Origin of the sequence: Nesiotobacter zosterae, from assembly GCF_033843645.1 — a bacterium.
In the GTDB taxonomy this organism is placed as follows: Bacteria; Pseudomonadota; Alphaproteobacteria; order Rhizobiales; family Stappiaceae; genus Pseudovibrio; species Pseudovibrio zosterae.
On record NZ_JAWXVZ010000006.1, the window covers coordinates 225881 to 245912 of the forward strand.

Here is a 20032-nt window from a genome sequence, read left to right on the forward strand (position 1 = left end):
CCCCCATCCCTCACACGAGGGCCTTTCCTTCTTTGCCGATGGCATTGGCGACCGCTTCATCCGTTGCTTCATCAGGAAGCAGCATCTCGTTGTGTGCTTTGCCTGATGGTATCATCGGGAAGCAGTTTGCCAGTTGAGCGACGCAGCAATCAAACAAGACAGGGCCTGGCGTTGCAATCATTTCTGCAATGGCATCATCAAGTTCATCCGGTTTGGTGACGCGGAAGCCCTTGCCGCCGTACGCCTCTGCCAGCTTGACGAAGTCTGGCAGGCTGTCGGTGTAGGAGTGTGAAAGACGGTTGCCGTGGAGCAGCTGCTGCCACTGGCGCACCATGCCCATGTAGCTGTTGTTCAGGATAAAGGTCTTTGGCGACAAACCATGCTGAACTGCTGTCGACATTTCTTGAATGTTCATCAGGATGGAGGCGTCGCCAGCAACGTTGATACAGGTCGCGTTCGGGTGCGCTACCTGGGCACCAATGGCAGCAGGGAGGCCGTAGCCCATGGTTCCAAAGCCGCCTGAGGTAAGCCAGCGGTTTGGCTCCTCAAAGTCGATGAACTGAGCCGCCCACATCTGGTGCTGACCCACTTCCGTTGAGATGTATACGTCCTTGCCCTTGATGGCCTCGTTCAGGCGCTGCAAGGCGTATTGCGGCATGATCACCTCTTCGCTTGGGCGATAGGCCAGCGATTTGCGCGCGCGCCACTTGTCGATCTGTTGCTTCCAGATCTTTACCTCGCTGCGCGGGGTGAAGCTGGATGAGCGCCAGATGCGCACCATGTCTTCCAGAACGTGTGCCACATCACCGACAATGGGAATATCAACGTGAACGATTTTGTTGATGGAAGACGGATCAACGTCGATATGGACTTTCTTGGAGTTCGGTGAAAACGCATCAAGGCGCCCGGTGATACGGTCATCAAAGCGGGCACCGATGCAGATCATGACGTCACAGCCGTGCATGGCCATGTTGGCTTCGTAGGTGCCGTGCATGCCCAGCATGCCAAGCCACTCGGGGCCTGAGGCGGGATAGGCACCCAACCCCATCAAGGTGGAGGTTACAGGAAAACAGGTCAAATCAACAAACTCGCGCAGCAGCTGGCTTGCTGCCGGGCCAGAGTTGATGACGCCGCCGCCCGTATAAAGGACAGGGCGCTGGGCTGTAGCCAGCAACTCGACTGCCGCTCGGATTGCGGTCATGTCGCCTTTTGTTGGTGGATTGTAGCTCTTGTGCTGAACGTGGGTGGACTTGGGGCCTTCGTATGTGCCGGTGGCAAACTGAACATCCTTTGGAATGTCAACCACAACCGGGCCAGGACGACCGGTTGTGGCGACATAAAAGGCTTCATGAATGATGCGAGGCAGATCCTCGATCTTCTTTACCAGCCAGTTGTGTTTGGTACAGGGGCGGGTGATGCCGACGGTGTCGCATTCTTGAAAGGCGTCGGAGCCAACCAGATTGGTTGGAACCTGACCGGTGATGCAGACAAGGGGGATGGAATCGAGCATTGCATCGGTGAGGGCGGTGACCATGTTGGTGGCGCCAGGCCCCGAGGTCACCAGCGCGACGCCTGGTTTGCCAGTGCTTCGCGCATATCCTTCTGCTGCATGTCCGGCGCCCTGCTCATGCCGTACAAGGATATGTGCAATGTCGTCTTGTTGAATGAGTTCGTCGTAGATCGGAAGCACTGCGCCGCCCGGATAACCGAAAACGTGCTTAACTTCCTGATCCCGCAAGGCTTGGAGAACCATCTCCGCGCCAGTCATCTCCCGTTCCATTGCCTTCGTCCTTGTCTGCGCCCTCTTTGGGGTGTTCCCGACTGGGTCTTGATTTAGCCAATAAAAAAGGAGCCCTTAAGGCTCCTGCGCGCGTCTAACCGTTCCGAGTGACCTAACTCACTCCGGCGACGCGCTTTCCCACCACGATAAGAAGAATAGATGCGAGCTTCATTTTTATTGAAGGCCGGAGCCTATCTCCTCAATCTGGTAGTGGTCGGGCGTCACCCGTTACAATGCGTAGGTGAACACTACTGTGTGGTTCTAAAAAACGTCAAGCTTTTTTATCGAAAATTGCGCCAAGGGTGGGGCTATGTTTTCTGAGATTTCGTCAGTGTTATTTGAGGCCAGCTAAACATGGCTCAAAGCCTAGGGTTGCTCAGGAGTTCTTGGGCGATGGTCATATGTTTCGCTTGAGGTATATCTGCCAGCTGCGTCTCGTGAAAATGCTTAGTTATCATAGTGTTGAGGCCAGTTCCCCACAGACGTTTGAAACTTTTATGAAAGAAGGGTTGCGCTTTCAAATTAGCACCGATATATACCCGCCATCGCTTCGGCGCTGTTGGGTGTATAGCTCAGTTGGTAGAGCAGCTGACTCTTAATCAGCCGGTCCTGGGTTCGAATCCCCGTGCACCCACCATCACTTCTTCCCTGAAGTGTTTTGCGTCGATAGCCCTTTCGGATACACTGCCGAGAACAGTGGGTGTATAGCTCAGTTGGTAGAGCAGCTGACTCTTAATCAGCCGGTCCTGGGTTCGAATCCCCGTGCACCCACCACTTTCTTCCCCGAAAATATGTAGAACATGATCAGCGTCGAGCATTTGGTGTTTTGACCTCGTATCGTCCTGTAAAGGCCTTTGAGCTGGATACTCTCCATGACTGGTGTCAGGGCGACGGAGCTGGCATTTGGTGTGGAGGCGTTCACATCAGGGCGCATTTCGCGTTTTTTAGACTCATTATTTTGCCCTTTGAGCTCCTTTAATTGTTAAGGGGCGCTCAAGTTGGTTGTAGTGCCGCTCGCCCATCACCTCCAAGTTGTTCACATTTATTAATGCAACCTCAGATTGTCTTTGCGTAGTTATGGATCTGGCCGTTGCCGGTCTAATTGCTTGCTCTGCAACCGAAATTTCTTCCTAACATTCGCAGAATGCCTTTAGGTTGTATATTGTCTTTTTATACAACCTATCAGAATTGGGTGTTTACCTGCAGTCTTTCGCAGTTAATTCTGTAATTTGCTAAAGTATAAATTTTGAAATCTGAAGTATAAATCATGATTTCACGAATTAAGACATGCCTCGTCTAAGTTTATATCTTTCAGAATGGGGTGTTTTTATGTCTTTATATTCCAAAAAGTCGTCTCTGCCGACAGAAGAGGGCAGGGGAATGGACTATTTGTGGGCATGTTGGGTGGATTGTAAGCCTCTTCTCAAAGGTCGCGCCCTGAGGTTGACCAACGGAGATCATGATGCCGCAGAAGAGTTGTTGTCAGCAACGATTTTAAAAGCTGCGAACCACTTCAGCGGCAGGCCAGTAGAGCTTCGTGACCCGAAAGCCTTCTTCATGTTCGCTCTGAAGAACGAGTTCATCAGCCAGTATCGAAAGAAGCGCCACGAGTTCAAGCATCGCGATACCGAGTTGGATGTTCATGAGGACCGGGTTGCTCAGGGAGATTGGGAGGCGCGTGGCCAGGAAAAGGAGCTGGTGACGCGCGAAGAGCTTACCCGTTTGCAAGGTGCTCTTACAGACCTGCCGCCAATCTATCGGGAGATTTTCTCGATGAAGTTTGTAGAGGAGCGGTCGTATCCCGAAATCTCAGAGGTCTTGGAGATCTCACAAGCTCTAGCTCGAAAACGGGTTCAGTTTTTGCGGCAGAAGTTGAGGGTAATTGTCGCGGATTAAACCGGAAGTCGTGGGCGCGGCTTCACAGGCCAGTGAGGACCGCGTCCAACTGAATGGTTAACAATTCCAACAGCGAGGAACAACAGATGGCAGATGAAACCGTAAACCCGCAAATAACCGATGCGGTGACGCAGACCAATGTGAAGGTCGTAGCAGAGTCGCCATCTCAAGCGATTGCAAGTCTTTATCAGGTGGTTAGCCATGCCACTGGTTTGTCTGTACAGAACGCGACGCACAGTCAGCAGGCAATGAACCAGATAACTGCGGCGGTCATCTCCAAGGGTGTTCAGCTGATCATGGACATCAAAGGTTGACACAGCAACCTGAGGGTGGGGCGCAAGGATGCAGAGCGCAGAGTGGAGTCTGGGGCATAACTCTTTCCTCAACGCGGCGGAAAGGCGAAAGCAACTCATTGCCGGGTTGATGAACAATGATGCAGGTGGGCATTCCATGCAGAACGGGGCTGGCGATGCTGGTGCTGAAAAGCCCAGTGCGGAAGATCTGATTACCGAGATAGAAGAGCGCGCAAAGACCAACGGAATCTACTTGCCGGATGGTTTCTTGAAAAAACCTGAGGCAGTGCGTTTGGGTTCCGAAAGTCGTGCCAACGCAAATGGCGTAAATGGTGCATCTGCCTTGAACAGTGGCGGCAGTCACAAATCTCCTAGGCTCGCGTCTAATCCAGCAGTACCGGAGAGCTTGCAGGTTAATGGCGCTGACAACGAGCCATCTGACGAAACTACTCCGAAGAGTAATGATGATGAAGCTTCGAGCTCACCTGCGCAGGCTGGAGGTCAAGGCGGTGGTGGAGGCGATGGAGGCAATGGAGGTGACGGCGACGGTTCATCACCGAAAGATGCGAAGGAAGACCCTATGCCAGGCAATGCGCTAACGACGACTTCAGCGCCGGACACATCCAAGCTCAACCAGCAGGTCGTTCAGGCCGTTCAGTTCACAAACTATGAGAACGCAAACTATCTGCCGGAGATGATTTCGGCTCCTGCTGAGGTGATGGCGACGCAGACCGCAGGCCATGCAACGCAGAATGCAGAAAGCTACATGAACGGCATCATGCAGATTGCCGTAGCCGCCCAGGCCGTTGTTGCCGCCAAGATTGCCGAGAACCCGGCAGAAGCTTCAGTGGATGCTGAAGCTTTGACTCAGCTGCAAGCCATGGTGACTGCCGCGATCACTGCGTTTGGCGATGCAAGCACCACTGCTGGCACCGCAGCCAAGACAATCATTACGGATACCAAGGTGAGTAGCTAAAGCCCGGTTGGATGGAGTGGACAGTCATGGCGGACCAAACAAGTCAGGAAAACGCAACGCAAGGTGCGCCAGGCCAAACGCCACCTTCAGGCAGTGCTGCCGAGAACAAGCTGTTTTCAGATGCGTTCATGACGGCCCTCAAGGCGGGCGTTAAGCTTTCAAAAAAGGAGCAGCTTCTCTTGTTTGTGATGCTGCAATACCTGCGCAAGCAGAGAGGCAACTAGCGCTGTCCTGCCAACTCAATTGGAGAAAGCCCATGGAGAGAGACATCAACTACATCCGAGAGGAGTTGGACGAGGTGACGCTGACGCACCTGCGCCGCTGGATTGTTCTTCTTGAGGAGGCGCAAGGCAAGGAGCGCCCCTGTGAAATCCAGCACAACTCCCTGCCGGGATACCTGGCCTATCTCAATAGTGCCCGAAATGCGCTCTGCCGTGCCGAGGTTCTCGCCGGCTCCACGTTTGAGGAGACAGCAAGTGTCCGTGTGGAAGTGGATGAACGCGTCATGGATGAAGAGTTGATCACTGAAGAGGGTGAGATCGACGTCCATGAAGAGATTGTGGAAGAGTTTATCGAAAAGGAGAGGGTCTATGAGCGGTCAGGACGATCCCGCGAGTGCGGTCGGGCAAGGGGAGAGCGCGGCCGGAGCTGATAACTCATCAGCCCAGCAGGCAAGTCAAACGCAACCCAATGAAGCGCCCGTGGATCGGGTTGCTGCGGCCCAGAAGCAGGTAGAACAGGCGCTACAGAATTTTCAGGCGCTCAAGCAGTCAGTTCCCAATCTGAAGCAGGTCGTCGCTGAGATGAAGCAGCAGCAGGTGGATGTTGAGCAGGCAAGCCAACACATCAGTTCAAGCGCCCAGGCGGTCATGCAAGAGGTAGATAGTGCGGTGAAGCAGATGAATGCGACCGTGCAGGGCGAGGTAAACTCTATGCTTCACGGATTGCCGCAGGAGCCAAGTGCTCAGCCGGCCTCATCGCCGCAGGAGCAAAGCGGCTCAGCCTCTACGCCGCCACCTCAGACAAAGCAAGCGCAAGCTCAACCTGCTGCGACTGCGCAAGCCACCCAGACGATGGCAACCCAGCACCCGCAAACAGCGATTGCAAGTCAGGTGGCTGATGCGATGCGGCAGATTATCCGAAATGAGGTGCAGCAGGCTGTCTCGGAACAGATCGCCCCTCTGGCGGCAGAGATCAGTAAAATTGTCTCAAGCTCTCGGTCTCGTTAAGTATTAGAGGTGTTTTCAGGGTCTGAATTTGGTTTCACAAGAAAAAGAAAATTGCGTCTTAGTAGCTGTACACAATTTGTACTGAATTCTCACAGGAGACAGATTTATGGCAGATCCAACTACTGTAAGCCCAATGGTTACAGATGCAGTAACACAGTCGAACGTGAAGGTTATTGCAGAAGCGCCAGCAATGGCCATGGGCAGTATCTTTCAGACCATGTCGCACTCAACCGGCATCTTGTTTGAGAATGCGGTGTCGGCTGCACAGCAGCAGACCACTCTGTCTCAAGCCGCGTCTAACCAGGGTGTCATGCAGATCTACTCAATGGACACCATGGCGGGTGCCGGTGCCACTGAGAAGGTGGCACAGAGCGGTGAAGCTGACAACCTGACCACGCTACTGACCGTACTGCAGTCTTTTACCTAATACCTGACATTCGGGCTTTAGAGCTCATCTATCTGGCCTCGGCAATCAGTCTCTAGTTGTGTTTCAATGCCGTAACTGCCGGGTGCCACCCTTGATTATCACTGAGGAGACCTAAGAAATGGCAGATCCAACAACCGTGAACCCGATGATCACCGACGCTGTGACACAGTCCAACGTCAAGGTGGTCGGTGAAGCCCCTGCAATGGCCATGGGCAGCTTGTTCCAGAGCATGGCACACTCAACCGGTATCCTGTTTGAGAACGCGGTGTCGGCTGCACAGCAGCAGAACACCCTTTCTCAAGCTGCAACCAACCAGGGTGTTATGCAGATCTATTCCATGGATACCATGGCGGGTGCAGGCGCAACCGAGAAAGTGGCTCAAAGCGGTACCGCAGACAATCTGACAACCATGCTGACCGTTCTGCAGGCACTGGGCAACACTGGCCGATAAGCTTGCATCGTGAGAACTTGGAAAGTGCTGTCATTGTCGGCAGCACTTTTCTTTTGGTCGGAGCTCTTCACATCTGGGTGTTTTTCGGTATATAGCGCGCTAGTCATTAACCCGAATAATTCAAAAGCTCTGCATGCCCCAAGTTCTTGTCGTCGCCCTTTATAAATTTGTTCCCTTTGAAGACTTCGAAAGTCACAGGGAGCCCCTTCTGGAGTTCTGCAAAGCGCGGGATATTCGCGGCAGCTTGCTGATTGCCAAAGAGGGCATGAACGGAACTGTGGCAGGCGAGGAGAAACACGTTCGGGACCTTTTGGACCATATAAAAAGCGATCCACGCTTTGCCGATTTGACGCACAAAGAGTCTTGGGCTGAGCGTATTCCTTTCCGCCGTATGAAGGTCCGCTTGAAGAAAGAGATCGTCAATATGGGCCTCCCGACGATCGATCCACGGCAAACGGTGGGCACCTATGTGAAACCGGAGGATTGGAACGCGCTGATCAGTGATCCGGATGTTGTCGTTATTGATACCCGGAATGATTACGAAGTGGCGATGGGTACATTCGAGCGTGCCATTGATCCGGAAACGGAAACCTTCAAAGAGTTTCCGCAGTGGGTCAAAGAACATGGCGAGCTGAAGCAAGCCAAGAAAGTAGCGATGTTCTGCACCGGCGGTATACGCTGCGAAAAGGCGACAGCCCTCATGCTGGAAGAGGGGTATGACGAGGTTTACCACCTGGAAGGTGGCATTCTGAACTATCTGGAAAAAGTGCCTGAGGAACAAAGCCTCTGGAAGGGAGAGTGCTTTGTATTTGATGACCGCGTTTCAGTTGATCATGCCTTGAAACCGGTTTGGGGCAAGAACGTGCCGGAAAAGACACGCAAGATCCTTGCTGATTACATGATCAACGACGACGATTGAAGGCAAAGCTCTCTCGAGTGTCCTCAAGAGAGCTATTTTATTATCCGAAACGGTGGCTTGGAACACCCTTTGCCCCCGGGGTCATTACAAAGACGCTGCCGGAGAGTGGGTATTTGGTCATGAGTTCCGGATCGCTGTGCGGTTTGAGCGTTGTGACCACCAGATGATCCAGATCGGGGCCCGCAAAGCAGGGCATTGTGGGGCGCGGTGCTGGCATGCCGATGGACATGATCAGGTTGCCGCCTGGTGAAAAGCAATTCACGTTGCCTGCTGAAACACCAGCGCTCCAGTAGTTGCCGTCGGCATCGATGGTCCCTCCATCCGGGCGTCCCAGCGTGTTGTCCAATTGGAGATACTGTGTGCGGTTGCTCAAGGCTCCCGTTGTCGGGTCAAAATCATAACGATCAACGCGGCCTGTGCTTGAGTCTGAATGGAACATCTGACTTCCATCTGGGGACCACGCCAGACCATTGGAAACATGGATTTCCTCGGCAATCTTGCGAACGGTTCCCTCCGGCGCCACGCGGTAGAGTGCTGCAATTGGCTTGCGCGGCGAACGGTCATCCATTGTTCCAACCCAGAACGCACCATCAGGGCCAACTTTGCCGTCGTTCAGTCGGGTGCGGTCGTCGTTGGCTTCGATTTGGACGAGTACTTCTCGCGCACCGGTTTCCTTGTCGAACAAAAGGATTTCGTCGTGATGGGCCACAATCAGGCCTCCATCCTTGCACAGGCCAAAAGAGCCAACTGTCTTTTCGAAGACCCAGCTGCGTAGCGCCTGTGTTTCCCAGTCAAAAGCCCAAATCGCATGGCCGAGAATGTCGCAGAATAGCAGTGTGTTGGTTTGATCGTCCCAAACCGCGCCTTCGGCAAGGTCAAAACGGGGTGGGGTAAGACTTGTAATGGGGTCGACCAAGGTTGTGTGCTCCTGACGGCGTTGGATTGGAGAAGCCTTTATACGGCGTTCCCCTTGTGCGGTCGAGGCGAGGGACGCCATCGAGGCTGAATTGGCCGTAACCTTGACGCTTTTTCCTTGTTTTTCAAAGCGAAATAGGAAAAGCTGTACCTTGTTTGATGGACCGAATGGCGAACGACGACCGCATCTTGGCCACGCCCGGTAGACGTGTGAGGTGCTGGCGGTGTATACGCTCGAAGTCAGCGGGATCTTCGGCTGCAATCCGCAGCAGATAGTCCGCATCACCGCCCATCAAGTGGCACTCAATGATCTCTGGAGAGGCTGCGACGGACCGCTCGAAGGCCTGCAGCGCATCCTCTGACTGGGAGGCCAGTGAGATCTCTACGAAGACGCTCATACTGCGGCCAATCTTCTCCGGATTGAGGATGGCCACGTAACGATCAATGATACCCGCGGCTTCGAGTGCCCGAACCCGTCGCAGGCATGCAGACGCAGATAGGCTCACCTTTGATGCCAGATCCGAGTTGGGTATCCGGCCATCTGCCTGAAGATGTTTCAGGATTTGCATATCGATTTTATCGATTTTCACTTTTTGCGATGCTTTCGAATTATGTTCGAAGAATCCTCTATTCATTGCAATAATGACGCGATTTATTTGTGATGTCAGTAGATATTTGCAAGCACCTTCGCCTGATACATCTCTACTTTTTTCGTGGAACCACATATTTCATCGCCGCATAGGGAGACAAAAATGCGTGTAGGTGTGCCCAAGGAGATCAAGAACCACGAGTATCGTGTGGGGTTGACCCCAGACAATGTCCGCGAGGTTGTCGCGCACGGTCACTCTGTCCTCATGGAAACAGGCGCGGGACTTGGCATTAGTGCTTCGGACGAGGAGTATCTTGCTGCTGGTGCCGAGATTGCAGCTACTGCGAAGGATGTCTTTGATAAATCCGAAATGATCGTGAAGGTCAAAGAACCGCAAGCGGTAGAACGCGCCATGTTGCGTCCAGATCACATCCTCTTTACCTACCTGCATTTGGCTCCCGACCCAGAACAAACCGCTGACCTTGTGAAGTCAGGTGCTGTTTGCATTGCTTACGAAACCGTACGCGACACACATGGCCGTCTCCCTCTTCTGGCACCAATGTCTCAGGTTGCAGGTCGTTTGGCTGTGCAGGCCGGTGCGGCTGCCCTTCAGAAGGCCAATGGTGGCCTGGGCGTGTTGCTTGGCGGTGTTCCGGGTGTGGCTCCTGCCAAGGTCGTGGTGATTGGTGGCGGCGTGGTTGGCGCACACTCCATTGCAATGGCCTTGGGTCTTGGGGCGGATGTGACGGTTCTGGACAGAGACGTAAATGTATTGAGCGCGCTTTCCGCACAGTTCGGACCGGCGCTGAAGACTGTCTTCTCCACTCGTGCAAGCCTCGAACAGAACGTACTGGCGGCGGACTTGGTGATTGGTGCGGTATTGGTTGCTGGTGCGGCTGCGCCAAAGCTGGTAACCGCCGAACACGTTAAGAAGATGAAGGCAGGGTCTGTTCTGGTTGATGTGGCGATCGATCAGGGCGGCTGCTTTGAAACCTCTCACGCGACGACCCACGCGGATCCGACCTACATTGTCGATGATGTGGTTCACTATTGCGTGGCGAACATGCCGGGCGCAGTTCCGCGCACTTCCACTGAGGCGCTCAACAACGCAACGCTGCCGTATGTTCTAGGCCTTGCTGACCTGGGCTATGAGAAGGCTCTGAAAACCATTCCGGGTTTCTTGCCGGGTCTCAATGTCTACAAGGGCAAGGTCACGGTTGAGGAAGTTGCCGAAAATCTTGGCTACGAGTACGTTGCCCCCGAAGTTGCCCTCGGCTAGAGAATAACGACATTAGGCAGCAGCGGCACACGTGTCGCTGCTGTGCACTTTCGGCAAATGCGCAAGTTGCCTAGCAGTTGTAGTAGTAGGCGTTGCCATTTCTATCGTAGCCGACACACCGTCTCGGTGTTGTTGCAGCGCCGATAATACTGCCTGCCAAACCGCCAATAACGGCGCCTCCGACTGCTGAACCAACATCACCTGTTGCGGCACCAATTGCTGCACCGGTTGCGGCACCCAAGCCGCCACCCACCAAGGCTCTGTCAGTTCTGTTGTATTCACTACAAGCCGAGAGGCCCGCGAACAGGGCCAGCACTAGAGCGAGTTTCTTCATTGTTGTTCTCCTTCGCCCACCCCGCAGGGATGTGATATTACCCTAGCGTCACTTTTGGGTTTCGTAAATTGCGAAGGTCGCCCGGAAGTTGATGATGGTTAAGCGAAGGCTTTTGTTTTCTGAGAGATCAAACAAAAAAGGCCCCGCGAGTGCGGGGCCTTTTCAAAAATTCAAGGTTCAGCTGGGCCTGTTATGGGCAGGCGACTGCATATGGGCGTCCATTCTGATCGTATGCCGTGCAGTTCTTTGGAGCAGTCTGGTTGCCGATGATGCCGCCAGCGACGCCACCAATGGCCGCACCAGTCAGAGTTGAGCCCGTGCTGCCACCGGCTACCGCGCCAACAGCTGCACCGGTTGCTGCGCCAATACCAGCACCTGCCAGTGTGCGGTCACCCTGACTGGATGTATTGCAGCCCGCCAGAGCGAGCAAAGCTACGCTTACAAGAACGATTTTCTTCATGTCAAATTCTCCTCAAGCTGCCAGTGCCAGTCACTTCTATGTTCGGAAGGAATACCCGCAGCAAAACTCTACCTAGATTTCATATAAGCAGGATCGTGTTAAAAGTGTGGTCACTTTTGAGGTTTGCTTAGACTATGAACAAAACCGAGCAAACCACGGGTAGATCCGTCTTTATCTGCTGCCTCTACGGGCTTTTCTATCATTGGTAGAAGCTGAGTAGCAAGTTCCTTGCCCAACTCAACGCCCCACTGGTCGAACGAGTTGATGTTCCAAATGACGCCTTCAACGAAGACACGATGCTCGTAAAGCGCGATCAGGCGGCCGAAGGCGAAGGGGGTAAGCTGGTCATATAGAATGGTGGTGGATGGGCGGTTGCCCGGGAATACCTTCTGTGGTGCAAGCTTTTCGATCTGCTCGGCCGTTGCACCGGTCGCCTTCATCTTCTCCTGTACAGCTTCGAGAGAGCGTCCACGGAGCAAGGCTTCACTTTGAGCGAGGCAGTTTGCCAAGAGCAGGTTGTGGTGGTTCTGAAGTTCCGGCTCATGGCTGTTGACTGCCGCGATGAACTCGCACGGGATGGTGCTCGTGCCTTGGTGAATGAGCTGATAGAAAGCGTGCTGGCCGTTCGTGCCCGGTTCGCCCCAGACAATCGGGCCGGTTTGCGTTGCAACTGCGGTGCCGTCCTTGGTGACCTGTTTGCCATTGGATTCCATATCCAGCTGCTGCAAATAGGCGGGGAAACGAGACAAGCGTTGGTCGTATGGCAAGATCGCGCGAGTTGCATATCCCAAGCCGTTGCGATGCCATATGCCGATGAGCCCCATAAGCACGGGCAGGTTGTTTTCCAGCGGGGTGGTGCGGAAGTGTTCGTCCATTGCATGAGCACCGCCCAGGAACTCGCCAAATGCGTCTGGACCAATTGCAATCATGAGCGGCAGGCCAATGGCAGACCAGATGGAGTAGCGGCCGCCGACCCAGTCCCAGAAGCCAAACACGCGTTCTTCATCAATACCAAAGGCGCTCACTTTGTCGAGCGCCGTTGATACGGCTGCAAACTGATGAGCCACCGCTTCTTCACCGCAGGCTTCCACCAGCCATTTACGCGCGGTTGCAGCGTTCGTCATGGTTTCAATGGTGGTAAAGGTCTTGCTGGCAACGATGACTAACGTGGTTGCAGGGTCCAGTACCTTTAACGTGTCATGAATGTGGGCACCGTCAACGTTGGAAACGAAATGTGTGCGTGGACCGTCATGGTAGGGGGCCAAAGCCAGCGTTGCCATCACCGGGCCCAGGTCAGAGCCGCCAATGCCAATGTTCACGACATCAGTGAAAGGGTTTCCGTTGGCGGCGGCAATCTCACCAGAGCGGATTCCTTCTGCGAACTCACCCATGCGGACCAGAACGTCGGATACATCTGGCATAACATCCTTGCCATCCACCATGATCTGTCGATCCGACTGGTTACGCAAAGCAGCATGCAGAACGGCCCGGTTTTCCGTGGTGTTGATCTTTTCACCTGAGAACATGGCGTCGCGCACGCCTTCTAGATTGGCAGCGCGGGCGAGTTCGAGAAGCAGCTCAAGCGTTTCCTCAGTCATTTTGACTTTGGAGAAGTCGATCAGCAGATCCTCAGAGTTTCTGGAGAACTTGTCGAAACGGGTCGCGTCCTTCTCGAACAGGTCCGTTAGCGCTGTTGTTTCAAGAGCTTTTGCATGCTCGGAAATCTTGGTCCAGATGTTTGCAAGTGCGGACATTTTGCATCTCCAGTGGTGCCATTTGGTTGGGCCTGGTCGCCTCTTTTGTGAGGCTGGTGCTGGCATCGGTCTTGGGATCCGATGAAGAGTGAACCGTTTGAGCGGTCCAAGTCAATTAGCTGAGGCGTGCCAATAGTTCGGCACTCCTCGGGTCGTGTTGGTACCTAAGGGCAATAGCCCCTTCATCGGAGGGGCTATTGCCGCGGTTGCTTAAAGGCTAGCGGCTTCGCGTGCGCGGGTTTCAATACCGTCCCAGTCTTCGGCTTCAATGGAGGCTGCATCAGCAATCCAAGAACCGCCTACACAAAGAATGTTTGGCAGCTTGAGGAAGTCTGGTGCCGTAGCCAGTCCAATGCCGCCGGTCGGGCAGAACTTCGCCTGTGGCAGCGGAGAGGACATGCTCTTGAGGAAAGGTGCGCCGCCAGCAGGAACGGCAGGGAAGAACTTAAGACGCTGGTAGCCCGCTTCCAGAAGGGTCATCACTTCCGAAACGGTGGAAACGCCGGGCAACAGCGGAACGTCAAAGTTGCTCGCGGCGTCGAGCAAATTCTTGGTGAAGCCAGGGGAGACGACAAATGTGGAGCCAGCTTTTACAGCGGCTTCATACTGCGCATGCTCCAGCACAGTTCCTGCGCCGACCATCGCACCTTCAACTTCTTCTGCAACAGCCTTGATGCAGTCAAGCGCATTTACTGTGCGGAGTGTGATTTCGATGCTCGGCAGACCACCCTTTACCAAAGCGCGGGCCATTCCGACGGCCTTTTTGGGATCGTTTACAACCAGCACAGGGATTACTGGGGCAGCTGTCATCACTGCTTCTACGCGCTCGATGTTCTGAGACATATCTTTTTCTCCATTAGGCTGAATGCGGGGTCCAACCTTGATTGCAACTTGGATTTGACGTCTTGAGAGGTCTGGCGGTGCCGGGACAAAAGTGGCGCATCAAAGCTGCCGATGCAAAAAAGAAGTGGGGCTTCTCATGCTCGGCGCACCGTTGGCAGGGTTGAGGAACCACTACTTGGGTGCGGATTTGCGCCGTGTAAAAGATGGAGAGGCGCACTCCATCATTTCATTCCGTCAGAGCCAGGGTCTCTTCAATCGATTTAAATCATTCAACCGCAGACGTATAGTTCTGAGAGATACCTATATATACGGGTGCCTTTAGGGCATATGGCCGGGCCGCGCGTACGCGTGCCCAGCCATGTTTTCAGTCTTCATGCCATGTGCGGCCATCGCGCTCGATCAGCGCGATAGATGCGGAGGGACCCCATGTGCCCGAAGTGTAGCCCTTGGGGGCTTCCTTGTCGTTTGACCAATGCTCGAGGATCGGATCAATCCATTTCCATGCAGCCTCTACTTCATCGCGGCGCATGAACAGTGTTTGATTGCCTCGGATCATGTCAAAGATCAGGCGCTCATAGGCGTCCACATTTCGAACCTTGAACGCTTCGGCGAACGTCATGTCCAATGGCACCTTGCGAAGGCGCATGCCACCAGGTCCAGGATCCTTGATCATCAGCTGCATCTTCACGCCCTCATCAGGCTGCAGGCGAATGATGAGCTGGTTTGCAGAGATGGTGCCGGCTTCCTCCAGGAAAATGGAGTGCGGCAGGTCCTTGAACTGAATGACAATTTCAGACAGTCGTGAGGCCAAGCGTTTTCCGGTGCGCATATAAAACGGCACACCCGCCCAACGCCAGTTTGCGATTTCCACCTTTGCGGCAACGAAGGTTTCTGTTTGAGAATCCGGGCTGCCGACCTCTTCCAGATAACCTTGGACTGCTCCTCCGGCAGAAGCGCCGGGCCGATATTGACCGCGCACTGTGTTACGCCGCACGCGCTCCTCATCCATCGGCACAAGAGCTTTGAGCACCTTCAGCTTTTCATCTCGAACGCTGTCAGCAGCCATGGACTCGGGAGGTTCCATTGCCACCAGACACAGCAGTTGGAGGAGGTGGTTCTGCACCATGTCGCGCAACGCGCCAGCGGTGTCGTAGTAGCCCGCACGTTTTTCAACGCCCAGCGTTTCCGCGACGGTGATCTGAACATGGTCGATATGTGCGGAGTTCCAGAGCGGTTCGAACATGACGTTGGCAAAGCGCAGCGCCATGAGATTCTGAACCGTTTCCTTGCCCAAGTAGTGGTCGATACGAAAGATCTGATGTTCCTTGAACACAGATCCAACGGTTTCGTTCACAGCATGGGCGGATTCGCCATCGCGACCAATTGGCTTTTCAATCGTAACGCGGGTTTCATCCGTGACCAGATTGTGCTCACCAATGGCTGAGCAGATCGGTCCAAACAGGGAGGGGGCTACGGAAAGGTAGAATGCGCGGTCTATATTCTCGCGGCCTTTGAGTGTTTCCTCAAGACTTTCCCATCCTGTGTTTTCTTCAACGTTGACGCTCAAATATGTGATGCGCTTCAAAAAGCGCTCCATGGACATGTTGCACAGGTTCGAAACTTGTGCGGCCACGGACTTGTGAGCCCAGTCACGATAGTTTTCCGCTGACAAATCCCGGCGCGAAACAGCAATAATGCGGGAGTCGTCATGTAGTTGCCCATCCAACTCACGGTAATACAGGGCTGGCAGCAGTTTGCGGTGCGCCAAATCCCCGGTCCCACCAAAGACGATGAGATCAAAGGGCGCAAGCTGCGTCATGCGAACTGGCATCGGCAAACCTCTTTCATTTCATTCTCGGAATCGCGGGCTTCTTGCGAGCCTGTTCATTTCCAGATGGCGAAGGAGCGCCTCTCCTTCGGCCGTTGTGCCCGTTCTAACCCTTGGTGTTAGGAGCTTCGGGTTCTTGTTAGGCGAGATTGAGCAAAATGCAAGCCTAAATGACCATTGACAGGTGACAGGCGATTGAATTCGTTTGCGTTCCGCTGCGCGTTCTGTTCACCCATTTGGCGGCTCTGTTGAAACGAATGGTTTAAGTAATCCTGCGAATGCGTTTAGACTGAGGAAACAGATTTGGAACACCCCATTTTGCTTGCGCTGCCGCTGCTTTTGGGAAACTGCAGAACTCCCCACGAATGACGAGGCCAAAATGAACAGCACTTCTCCCGATACTGTTGACCTGACGTCCCGAATTGCCTCAGGCAAAGGCGCGCAAGCTGCGGATCTGGTCTTAAAAAACATTGGGCTTTTTAGCGTGATCGATGGCAGCGTTACCAACACGGATATCGCAATCACCGATGGTATTATTGTGGGGACGCACGATACCTATGAGGGACGACAGGAGATCGACTGCACCGGCAAGATCGCCGTGCCGGGTTTTATCGATACGCACCTGCACATAGAATCGTCGTTGGTCACACCCTTGGAGTTTGACCGGTGCGTACTACCCCATGGCGTGACGACCGTAATTTGTGATCCGCATGAGATTGCAAATGTACATGGTGCCAAAGGCATTCAGTTTTTCCTCGATAGTGCCTTGAAGAGTATCATGGACATTCGCGTCAACTTGCCGTCGTGTGTGCCCGCAACAGCTTTTGAGACGTCCGGTGCTCAGCTCGAAATCGAAGATCTGTTGCCTTTCAAGGATCACCCAAAGGTTATTGGCCTTGCGGAATTCATGAATTTTCCAGGTGTGTTGAATACAGATGAAAAGGCATTGGCCAAGTTGGACGCATTTCAGAGCGGCCATATCGATGGTCATGCTCCTTTGGTTACCGGCAAGGCCTTGAATGGTTACCTTTCTGCAGGCATCCGTACGGACCATGAGGCAACAAGCGCACAAGAAGCACGGGAGAAATTGTCCAAGGGAATGACCATACTCATTCGTGAGGGGTCAGTTTCCAAGGATCTGGATGCACTGGCGCCTGTGCTTGGTCCAGACACCTCCAGTTTCATGTGTCTTTGCACCGATGACCGCAATCCCCTCGACATTGCAGAGGAGGGACATCTGGACAGCATGATCCGCCGATTGATTGCACACGGCATACCAGCAAAAGATGTATATCGCGCAGCGAGTTGGTCTGCCGCCATGACTTTCGGACTGAAAGATCGCGGTTTGCTTGCGCCGGGTTGGAGAGCGGATATCGTCTTGCTCGATGATCTCGAGGGGTGTGATGTGGCGACCGTTATTGCTGGTGGGCGCGTTGTAAGAGACGCGGTTTTTGCAGCGCGCGAAAGTGTTTCCTTCGGCCACCTGAAAAACAGCGTTCACGCTCCAGAAACCTCGCCATCAAGTTTTGAAGTCGAATGGAAGTCTGACTTGCCTGTCATTGGCGTGAAGGCAGGCTTGATCTTGACCGAGCATGTGCGGGCAGAGTTGCCGAGTGTGGATGGCAAAGCCGTTTGCGACCTCTCTCAAGACATTGTGAAGGTGGCGGTGGTGGAACGCCATGGCAAGAACGGCAACATCGGTTGCGGTTTTGTATCCGGGTTCGGGCTTCAACGCGGGGCAATCGCGTCTTCAGTTGGTCACGACAGCCACAACATCTGTGTTGTTGGCGTGGATGAGGCGGACATGGCGGTGGCGGTAAACCGCCTGAGGGACATACAGGGTGGTTTTGCCGTGGTCGACGATGGCAAAGTGGTTGCCGAGTTAGCGTTGCCGATTGCGGGCTTGATGAGCGATCAGCCGTTCGAAGATGTGCGTCATGCACTTGAGCACTTGCGGGAGAGGGCGTTCGCTTTGGGCTGCACCCTGCCAGAGCCGTTCCTCCAAGTCGCATTTCTGCCTCTTCCCGTTATCCCACATCTGAAGATAACGGATTTCGGTATTTTCGATGTGGACCGGTTTGCTCTCGCTTAACCCTAAAACCTCAACGTTTGACCAAGGACATGCGTTCGCACCTTGAAACCTGCGCTGATAATGGAAAAATAGTAAAACTACGACCAAGGCTGAGTTGACGTTTTCGTAAACGTCGCTCAGTCTTTGATCGTGTGTTTTTTACTTGGGAGCGCCCGCCGGTGGTAGTGGAGGCTGTCTGAATGGCAGATGCCGCCATGGCGATAATGACGACGCGGTGATAGGCCCGTCGCGACGTGCGCTCTTTGTCACCTATAGGGGGGATCTCAGAATGACGAATGCCGCAGAGTGGGTTGCCAACTTTAAGCCACGCCCGTTAGGCGACTATTTCGATGACGCTTTGCGGCAATACCCCAACAAGCCTGCCACAGACTTCATGGGAAAGGGCCTGACCTATCGCCAACTGGGCGACGAGGTGGCCAAGGCCGCCGCAGGCCTTCAGCGCATGGGTTTCAAGAAAGGCGACAAGATTGGCATCTGCCTTCCCAATACGCCGTACTACACGATCTTTTATTATGCGATCTTGAAAATCGGTGCCACCGTTGTGAACTTCAATCCGCTCTATGTGGAGCGTGAGATTGCGTTCCAGGCGCGGGACGCTGGTATCAGCACAATGATTACGCTGGACCTGAAGGTTGTTTACGACCGTGTGGAAGCGGTGCGGAACGAAGGTGCGATTTCCCGCATCATCGTGTGTCCAATGGCCGACCTGCTGCCGCAGCCAAAGAAGCTGCTCTTCACACTGCTGAAGGGTGGGGACCGCGCCAACATTCCTGCTGACGATGCGCATGTGTTCTACAAGTCTGTCACGGCGAACGACGGCAAGTTTACACCTGCTGAAATCGACCCAAATGAAGACATCGCAATTTTGCAGTATACCGGCGGCACAACCGGCGTACCGAAGGGCGCGATGCTAACCCACGCTAACCTATCTGCAAACATGGAGCAGATGAGGGATCACTTTGTGGGGGCTCAGCCCGGTGAGGAAAGCAGCCTTTGTGTTATCCCGTTCTTCCATGTGTTCGCGATGACCGTTTCCCAAAACCTGTCGATCCTTATCGGCGCGGAGATGGTCATGATGCCGCGGTTCGAGATGAAGATGCTGCTCGATACGATCAAGCGGAAGAAGCCCACACTGTTTGCGGGCGTTCCGACGATCTACACGGCGATCAATAACTCCGAACTGACCAAGAACTACGATCTGTCTTCGATCCGTATCTGTATGTCGGGTGGTGCGCCGCTTCCGGTTGAAGTCAAGCAGCAGTTTGAAAGCCTGACTGGTTGCGTCCTGGTGGAGGGCTACGGCCTGACAGAATCTTCGCCTGTTGCCTGTGGTAACCCAATCGACCGCCCGGGCAAAGCTGGTTCAATTGGTGTTCCGGTTGGCGGAACGCAGGTTCAGTTCCGTAGCCTTGATGATCCGAAGCAGGAAGTCCCAAAGGGCGAGCGCGGCGAGCTGTGTCTTATCGGTCCTCAGATCATGAAGGGCTACTGGAACCGTCCGGATGAAACAGAGAAGACACTGGAAGACGGCAAAGTCCTGCACACGGGTGATGTTGGTTACGAGGATGAAGACGGTTTCGTGTTCCTTGTAGACCGTATCAAGGACCTGATCCTCTGTTCCGGTTACAATGTTTATCCGCGTGTGATCGAGGAGGCCATGTACTTGCATCCAGCGGTGGCTGAGGTGATCGTAATTGCGATCCCTGACGACTATCGTGGGCAGGCACCCAAGGCGTTTGTGAAGCTGAAGGACGGTCAAACAGCCACAGACGTGGAGCTGAAAACTTTCCTCAGAGATCACATCTCCAAGATCGAAATGCCCTCAGTCATTGAGTTCCGCGATGAACTGCCGAAAACACTGGTTGGCAAGCTCTCCAAGAAGGAACTGGTGGAAGAGGAAGCAAAGAAGCGCGAGATGGCAAACGCCTAGGCTTGTCGAGGGTGACGCTTGTAATTACAGGAGGGGA

At 53.9% G+C, this 20032-nt stretch carries 20 protein-coding genes and 2 tRNA genes; 14 read left to right on the forward strand and 8 right to left on the reverse strand.

The genetic code is table 11. The features are described 5' to 3' along the window. Positions 1-10 precede the first annotated feature (10 nt). Positions 11-1780, reverse strand: coding sequence for an acetolactate synthase 3 large subunit (locus tag Q3Y58_RS10960; protein WP_319622247.1), 1770 nt, complete (start codon positions 1778-1780; stop codon positions 11-13). Between the two features lie 561 nt (positions 1781-2341). Here Q3Y58_RS10960 and Q3Y58_RS10965 point away from each other — a divergent pair. The 11 genes from Q3Y58_RS10965 (at position 2342) to trhO (ending at position 7971) form a co-directional block, all read left to right on the forward strand. Then, positions 2342-2417, forward strand: a tRNA-Lys gene (locus tag Q3Y58_RS10965). 61 nt (positions 2418-2478) lie between these two features. Then, a tRNA-Lys gene (locus Q3Y58_RS10970) sits at positions 2479-2554 on the forward strand. 606 nt (positions 2555-3160) lie between these two features. After that, positions 3161-3676 (forward strand): RNA polymerase sigma factor, encoded by a 516-nt coding sequence (locus Q3Y58_RS10975; RefSeq protein ID WP_274218534.1) that lies wholly within the window; start codon positions 3161-3163, stop codon positions 3674-3676. An 86-nt stretch (positions 3677-3762) separates the two neighbouring features. Continuing rightward, positions 3763-3990 (forward strand): RebB family R body protein, encoded by a 228-nt coding sequence (locus Q3Y58_RS10980; protein WP_274218535.1) that lies wholly within the window; start codon positions 3763-3765, stop codon positions 3988-3990. A 28-nt stretch (positions 3991-4018) separates the two neighbouring features. Further along, positions 4019-4945 (forward strand): hypothetical protein, encoded by a 927-nt coding sequence (locus tag Q3Y58_RS10985; protein WP_319622248.1) that lies wholly within the window; start codon positions 4019-4021, stop codon positions 4943-4945. A 26-nt stretch (positions 4946-4971) separates the two neighbouring features. Next, a complete protein-coding gene (locus Q3Y58_RS10990; RefSeq protein ID WP_319622249.1) occupies positions 4972-5169 on the forward strand; it encodes a hypothetical protein in 198 nt (65 codons plus the stop codon). 32 nt (positions 5170-5201) lie between these two features. Further along, positions 5202-5597, forward strand: coding sequence for a hypothetical protein (locus Q3Y58_RS10995; RefSeq protein WP_274218538.1), 396 nt, complete (start codon positions 5202-5204; stop codon positions 5595-5597). Then, the gene (locus tag Q3Y58_RS11000) at positions 5536-6174 is read left to right on the forward strand and encodes a hypothetical protein (protein ID WP_319622250.1); all 639 of its coding nucleotides are present in this window, start codon (positions 5536-5538) and stop codon (positions 6172-6174) included. Before Q3Y58_RS10995 ends, Q3Y58_RS11000 begins: the two co-directional genes overlap by 62 nt. 106 nt (positions 6175-6280) lie before the next feature. After that, positions 6281-6601, forward strand: coding sequence for a RebB family R body protein (locus Q3Y58_RS11005; protein WP_274218540.1), 321 nt, complete (start codon positions 6281-6283; stop codon positions 6599-6601). Positions 6602-6719: 118 nt separating this feature from the next. Continuing rightward, entirely contained in the window at positions 6720-7052 is a 333-nt protein-coding gene (locus Q3Y58_RS11010; protein WP_274218541.1) for a RebB family R body protein, read from the forward strand. 133 nt (positions 7053-7185) lie between these two features. Next, positions 7186-7971 carry an oxygen-dependent tRNA uridine(34) hydroxylase TrhO gene (gene trhO, locus Q3Y58_RS11015; RefSeq protein WP_319622251.1) on the forward strand — a complete coding sequence of 262 codons (786 nt, stop codon included), beginning with the start codon at positions 7186-7188 and terminating at the stop codon, positions 7969-7971. Between the two features lie 40 nt (positions 7972-8011). On the opposite strand, the gene Q3Y58_RS11020 is transcribed toward trhO, so the two are convergent. Together Q3Y58_RS11020 and Q3Y58_RS11025 are read right to left on the reverse strand one after the other, a co-directional pair. After that, entirely contained in the window at positions 8012-8887 is an 876-nt protein-coding gene (locus Q3Y58_RS11020; RefSeq protein ID WP_319622252.1) for an SMP-30/gluconolactonase/LRE family protein, read from the reverse strand. 124 nt (positions 8888-9011) lie between these two features. Continuing rightward, entirely contained in the window at positions 9012-9476 is a 465-nt protein-coding gene (locus tag Q3Y58_RS11025; protein ID WP_319622253.1) for an Lrp/AsnC family transcriptional regulator, read from the reverse strand. A 162-nt stretch (positions 9477-9638) separates the two neighbouring features. Between Q3Y58_RS11025 and ald the strand changes: the two genes are divergently transcribed. Further along, the gene (ald, locus tag Q3Y58_RS11030; RefSeq protein ID WP_319622254.1) at positions 9639-10754 is read left to right on the forward strand and encodes an alanine dehydrogenase; all 1116 of its coding nucleotides are present in this window, start codon (positions 9639-9641) and stop codon (positions 10752-10754) included. A gap of 70 nt (positions 10755-10824) precedes the next feature. On the opposite strand, the gene Q3Y58_RS11035 is transcribed toward ald, so the two are convergent. The 5 genes from Q3Y58_RS11035 to zwf all read right to left on the reverse strand — a co-directional run bounded on the left by Q3Y58_RS11035 (position 10825) and on the right by zwf (position 15976). Beyond that, positions 10825-11088: a glycine zipper domain-containing protein gene (locus Q3Y58_RS11035; protein ID WP_319622255.1), complete on the reverse strand. Its 264-nt coding sequence runs from the start codon at positions 11086-11088 to the stop codon at positions 10825-10827. Between the two features lie 190 nt (positions 11089-11278). Then, positions 11279-11548: a YMGG-like glycine zipper-containing protein gene (locus Q3Y58_RS11040; protein WP_274218547.1), complete on the reverse strand. Its 270-nt coding sequence runs from the start codon at positions 11546-11548 to the stop codon at positions 11279-11281. 110 nt (positions 11549-11658) lie between these two features. Beyond that, the gene (gene pgi / locus Q3Y58_RS11045) at positions 11659-13302 is read right to left on the reverse strand and encodes a glucose-6-phosphate isomerase (RefSeq protein WP_319622256.1); all 1644 of its coding nucleotides are present in this window, start codon (positions 13300-13302) and stop codon (positions 11659-11661) included. Positions 13303-13512: 210 nt separating this feature from the next. Next, the gene (gene eda / locus Q3Y58_RS11050) at positions 13513-14145 is read right to left on the reverse strand and encodes a bifunctional 4-hydroxy-2-oxoglutarate aldolase/2-dehydro-3-deoxy-phosphogluconate aldolase (protein ID WP_319622257.1); all 633 of its coding nucleotides are present in this window, start codon (positions 14143-14145) and stop codon (positions 13513-13515) included. Positions 14146-14509: 364 nt separating this feature from the next. Next, complete coding sequence (zwf, locus tag Q3Y58_RS11055; protein WP_319622258.1) at positions 14510-15976, reverse strand: glucose-6-phosphate dehydrogenase; 1467 nt, start codon at positions 15974-15976, stop codon at positions 14510-14512. A 376-nt stretch (positions 15977-16352) separates the two neighbouring features. Here zwf and ade point away from each other — a divergent pair, with 376 nt between their 5' ends. Further along, on the forward strand, positions 16353-18065 hold the full coding sequence (gene ade, locus Q3Y58_RS11060; protein ID WP_319622259.1) for an adenine deaminase: 1713 nt from the start codon (positions 16353-16355) through the stop codon (positions 18063-18065). 268 nt (positions 18066-18333) lie between these two features. Further along, a complete protein-coding gene (locus Q3Y58_RS11065) occupies positions 18334-19995 on the forward strand; it encodes a long-chain-fatty-acid--CoA ligase (protein ID WP_274218552.1) in 1662 nt (553 codons plus the stop codon). Positions 19996-20032 lie beyond the last annotated feature (37 nt).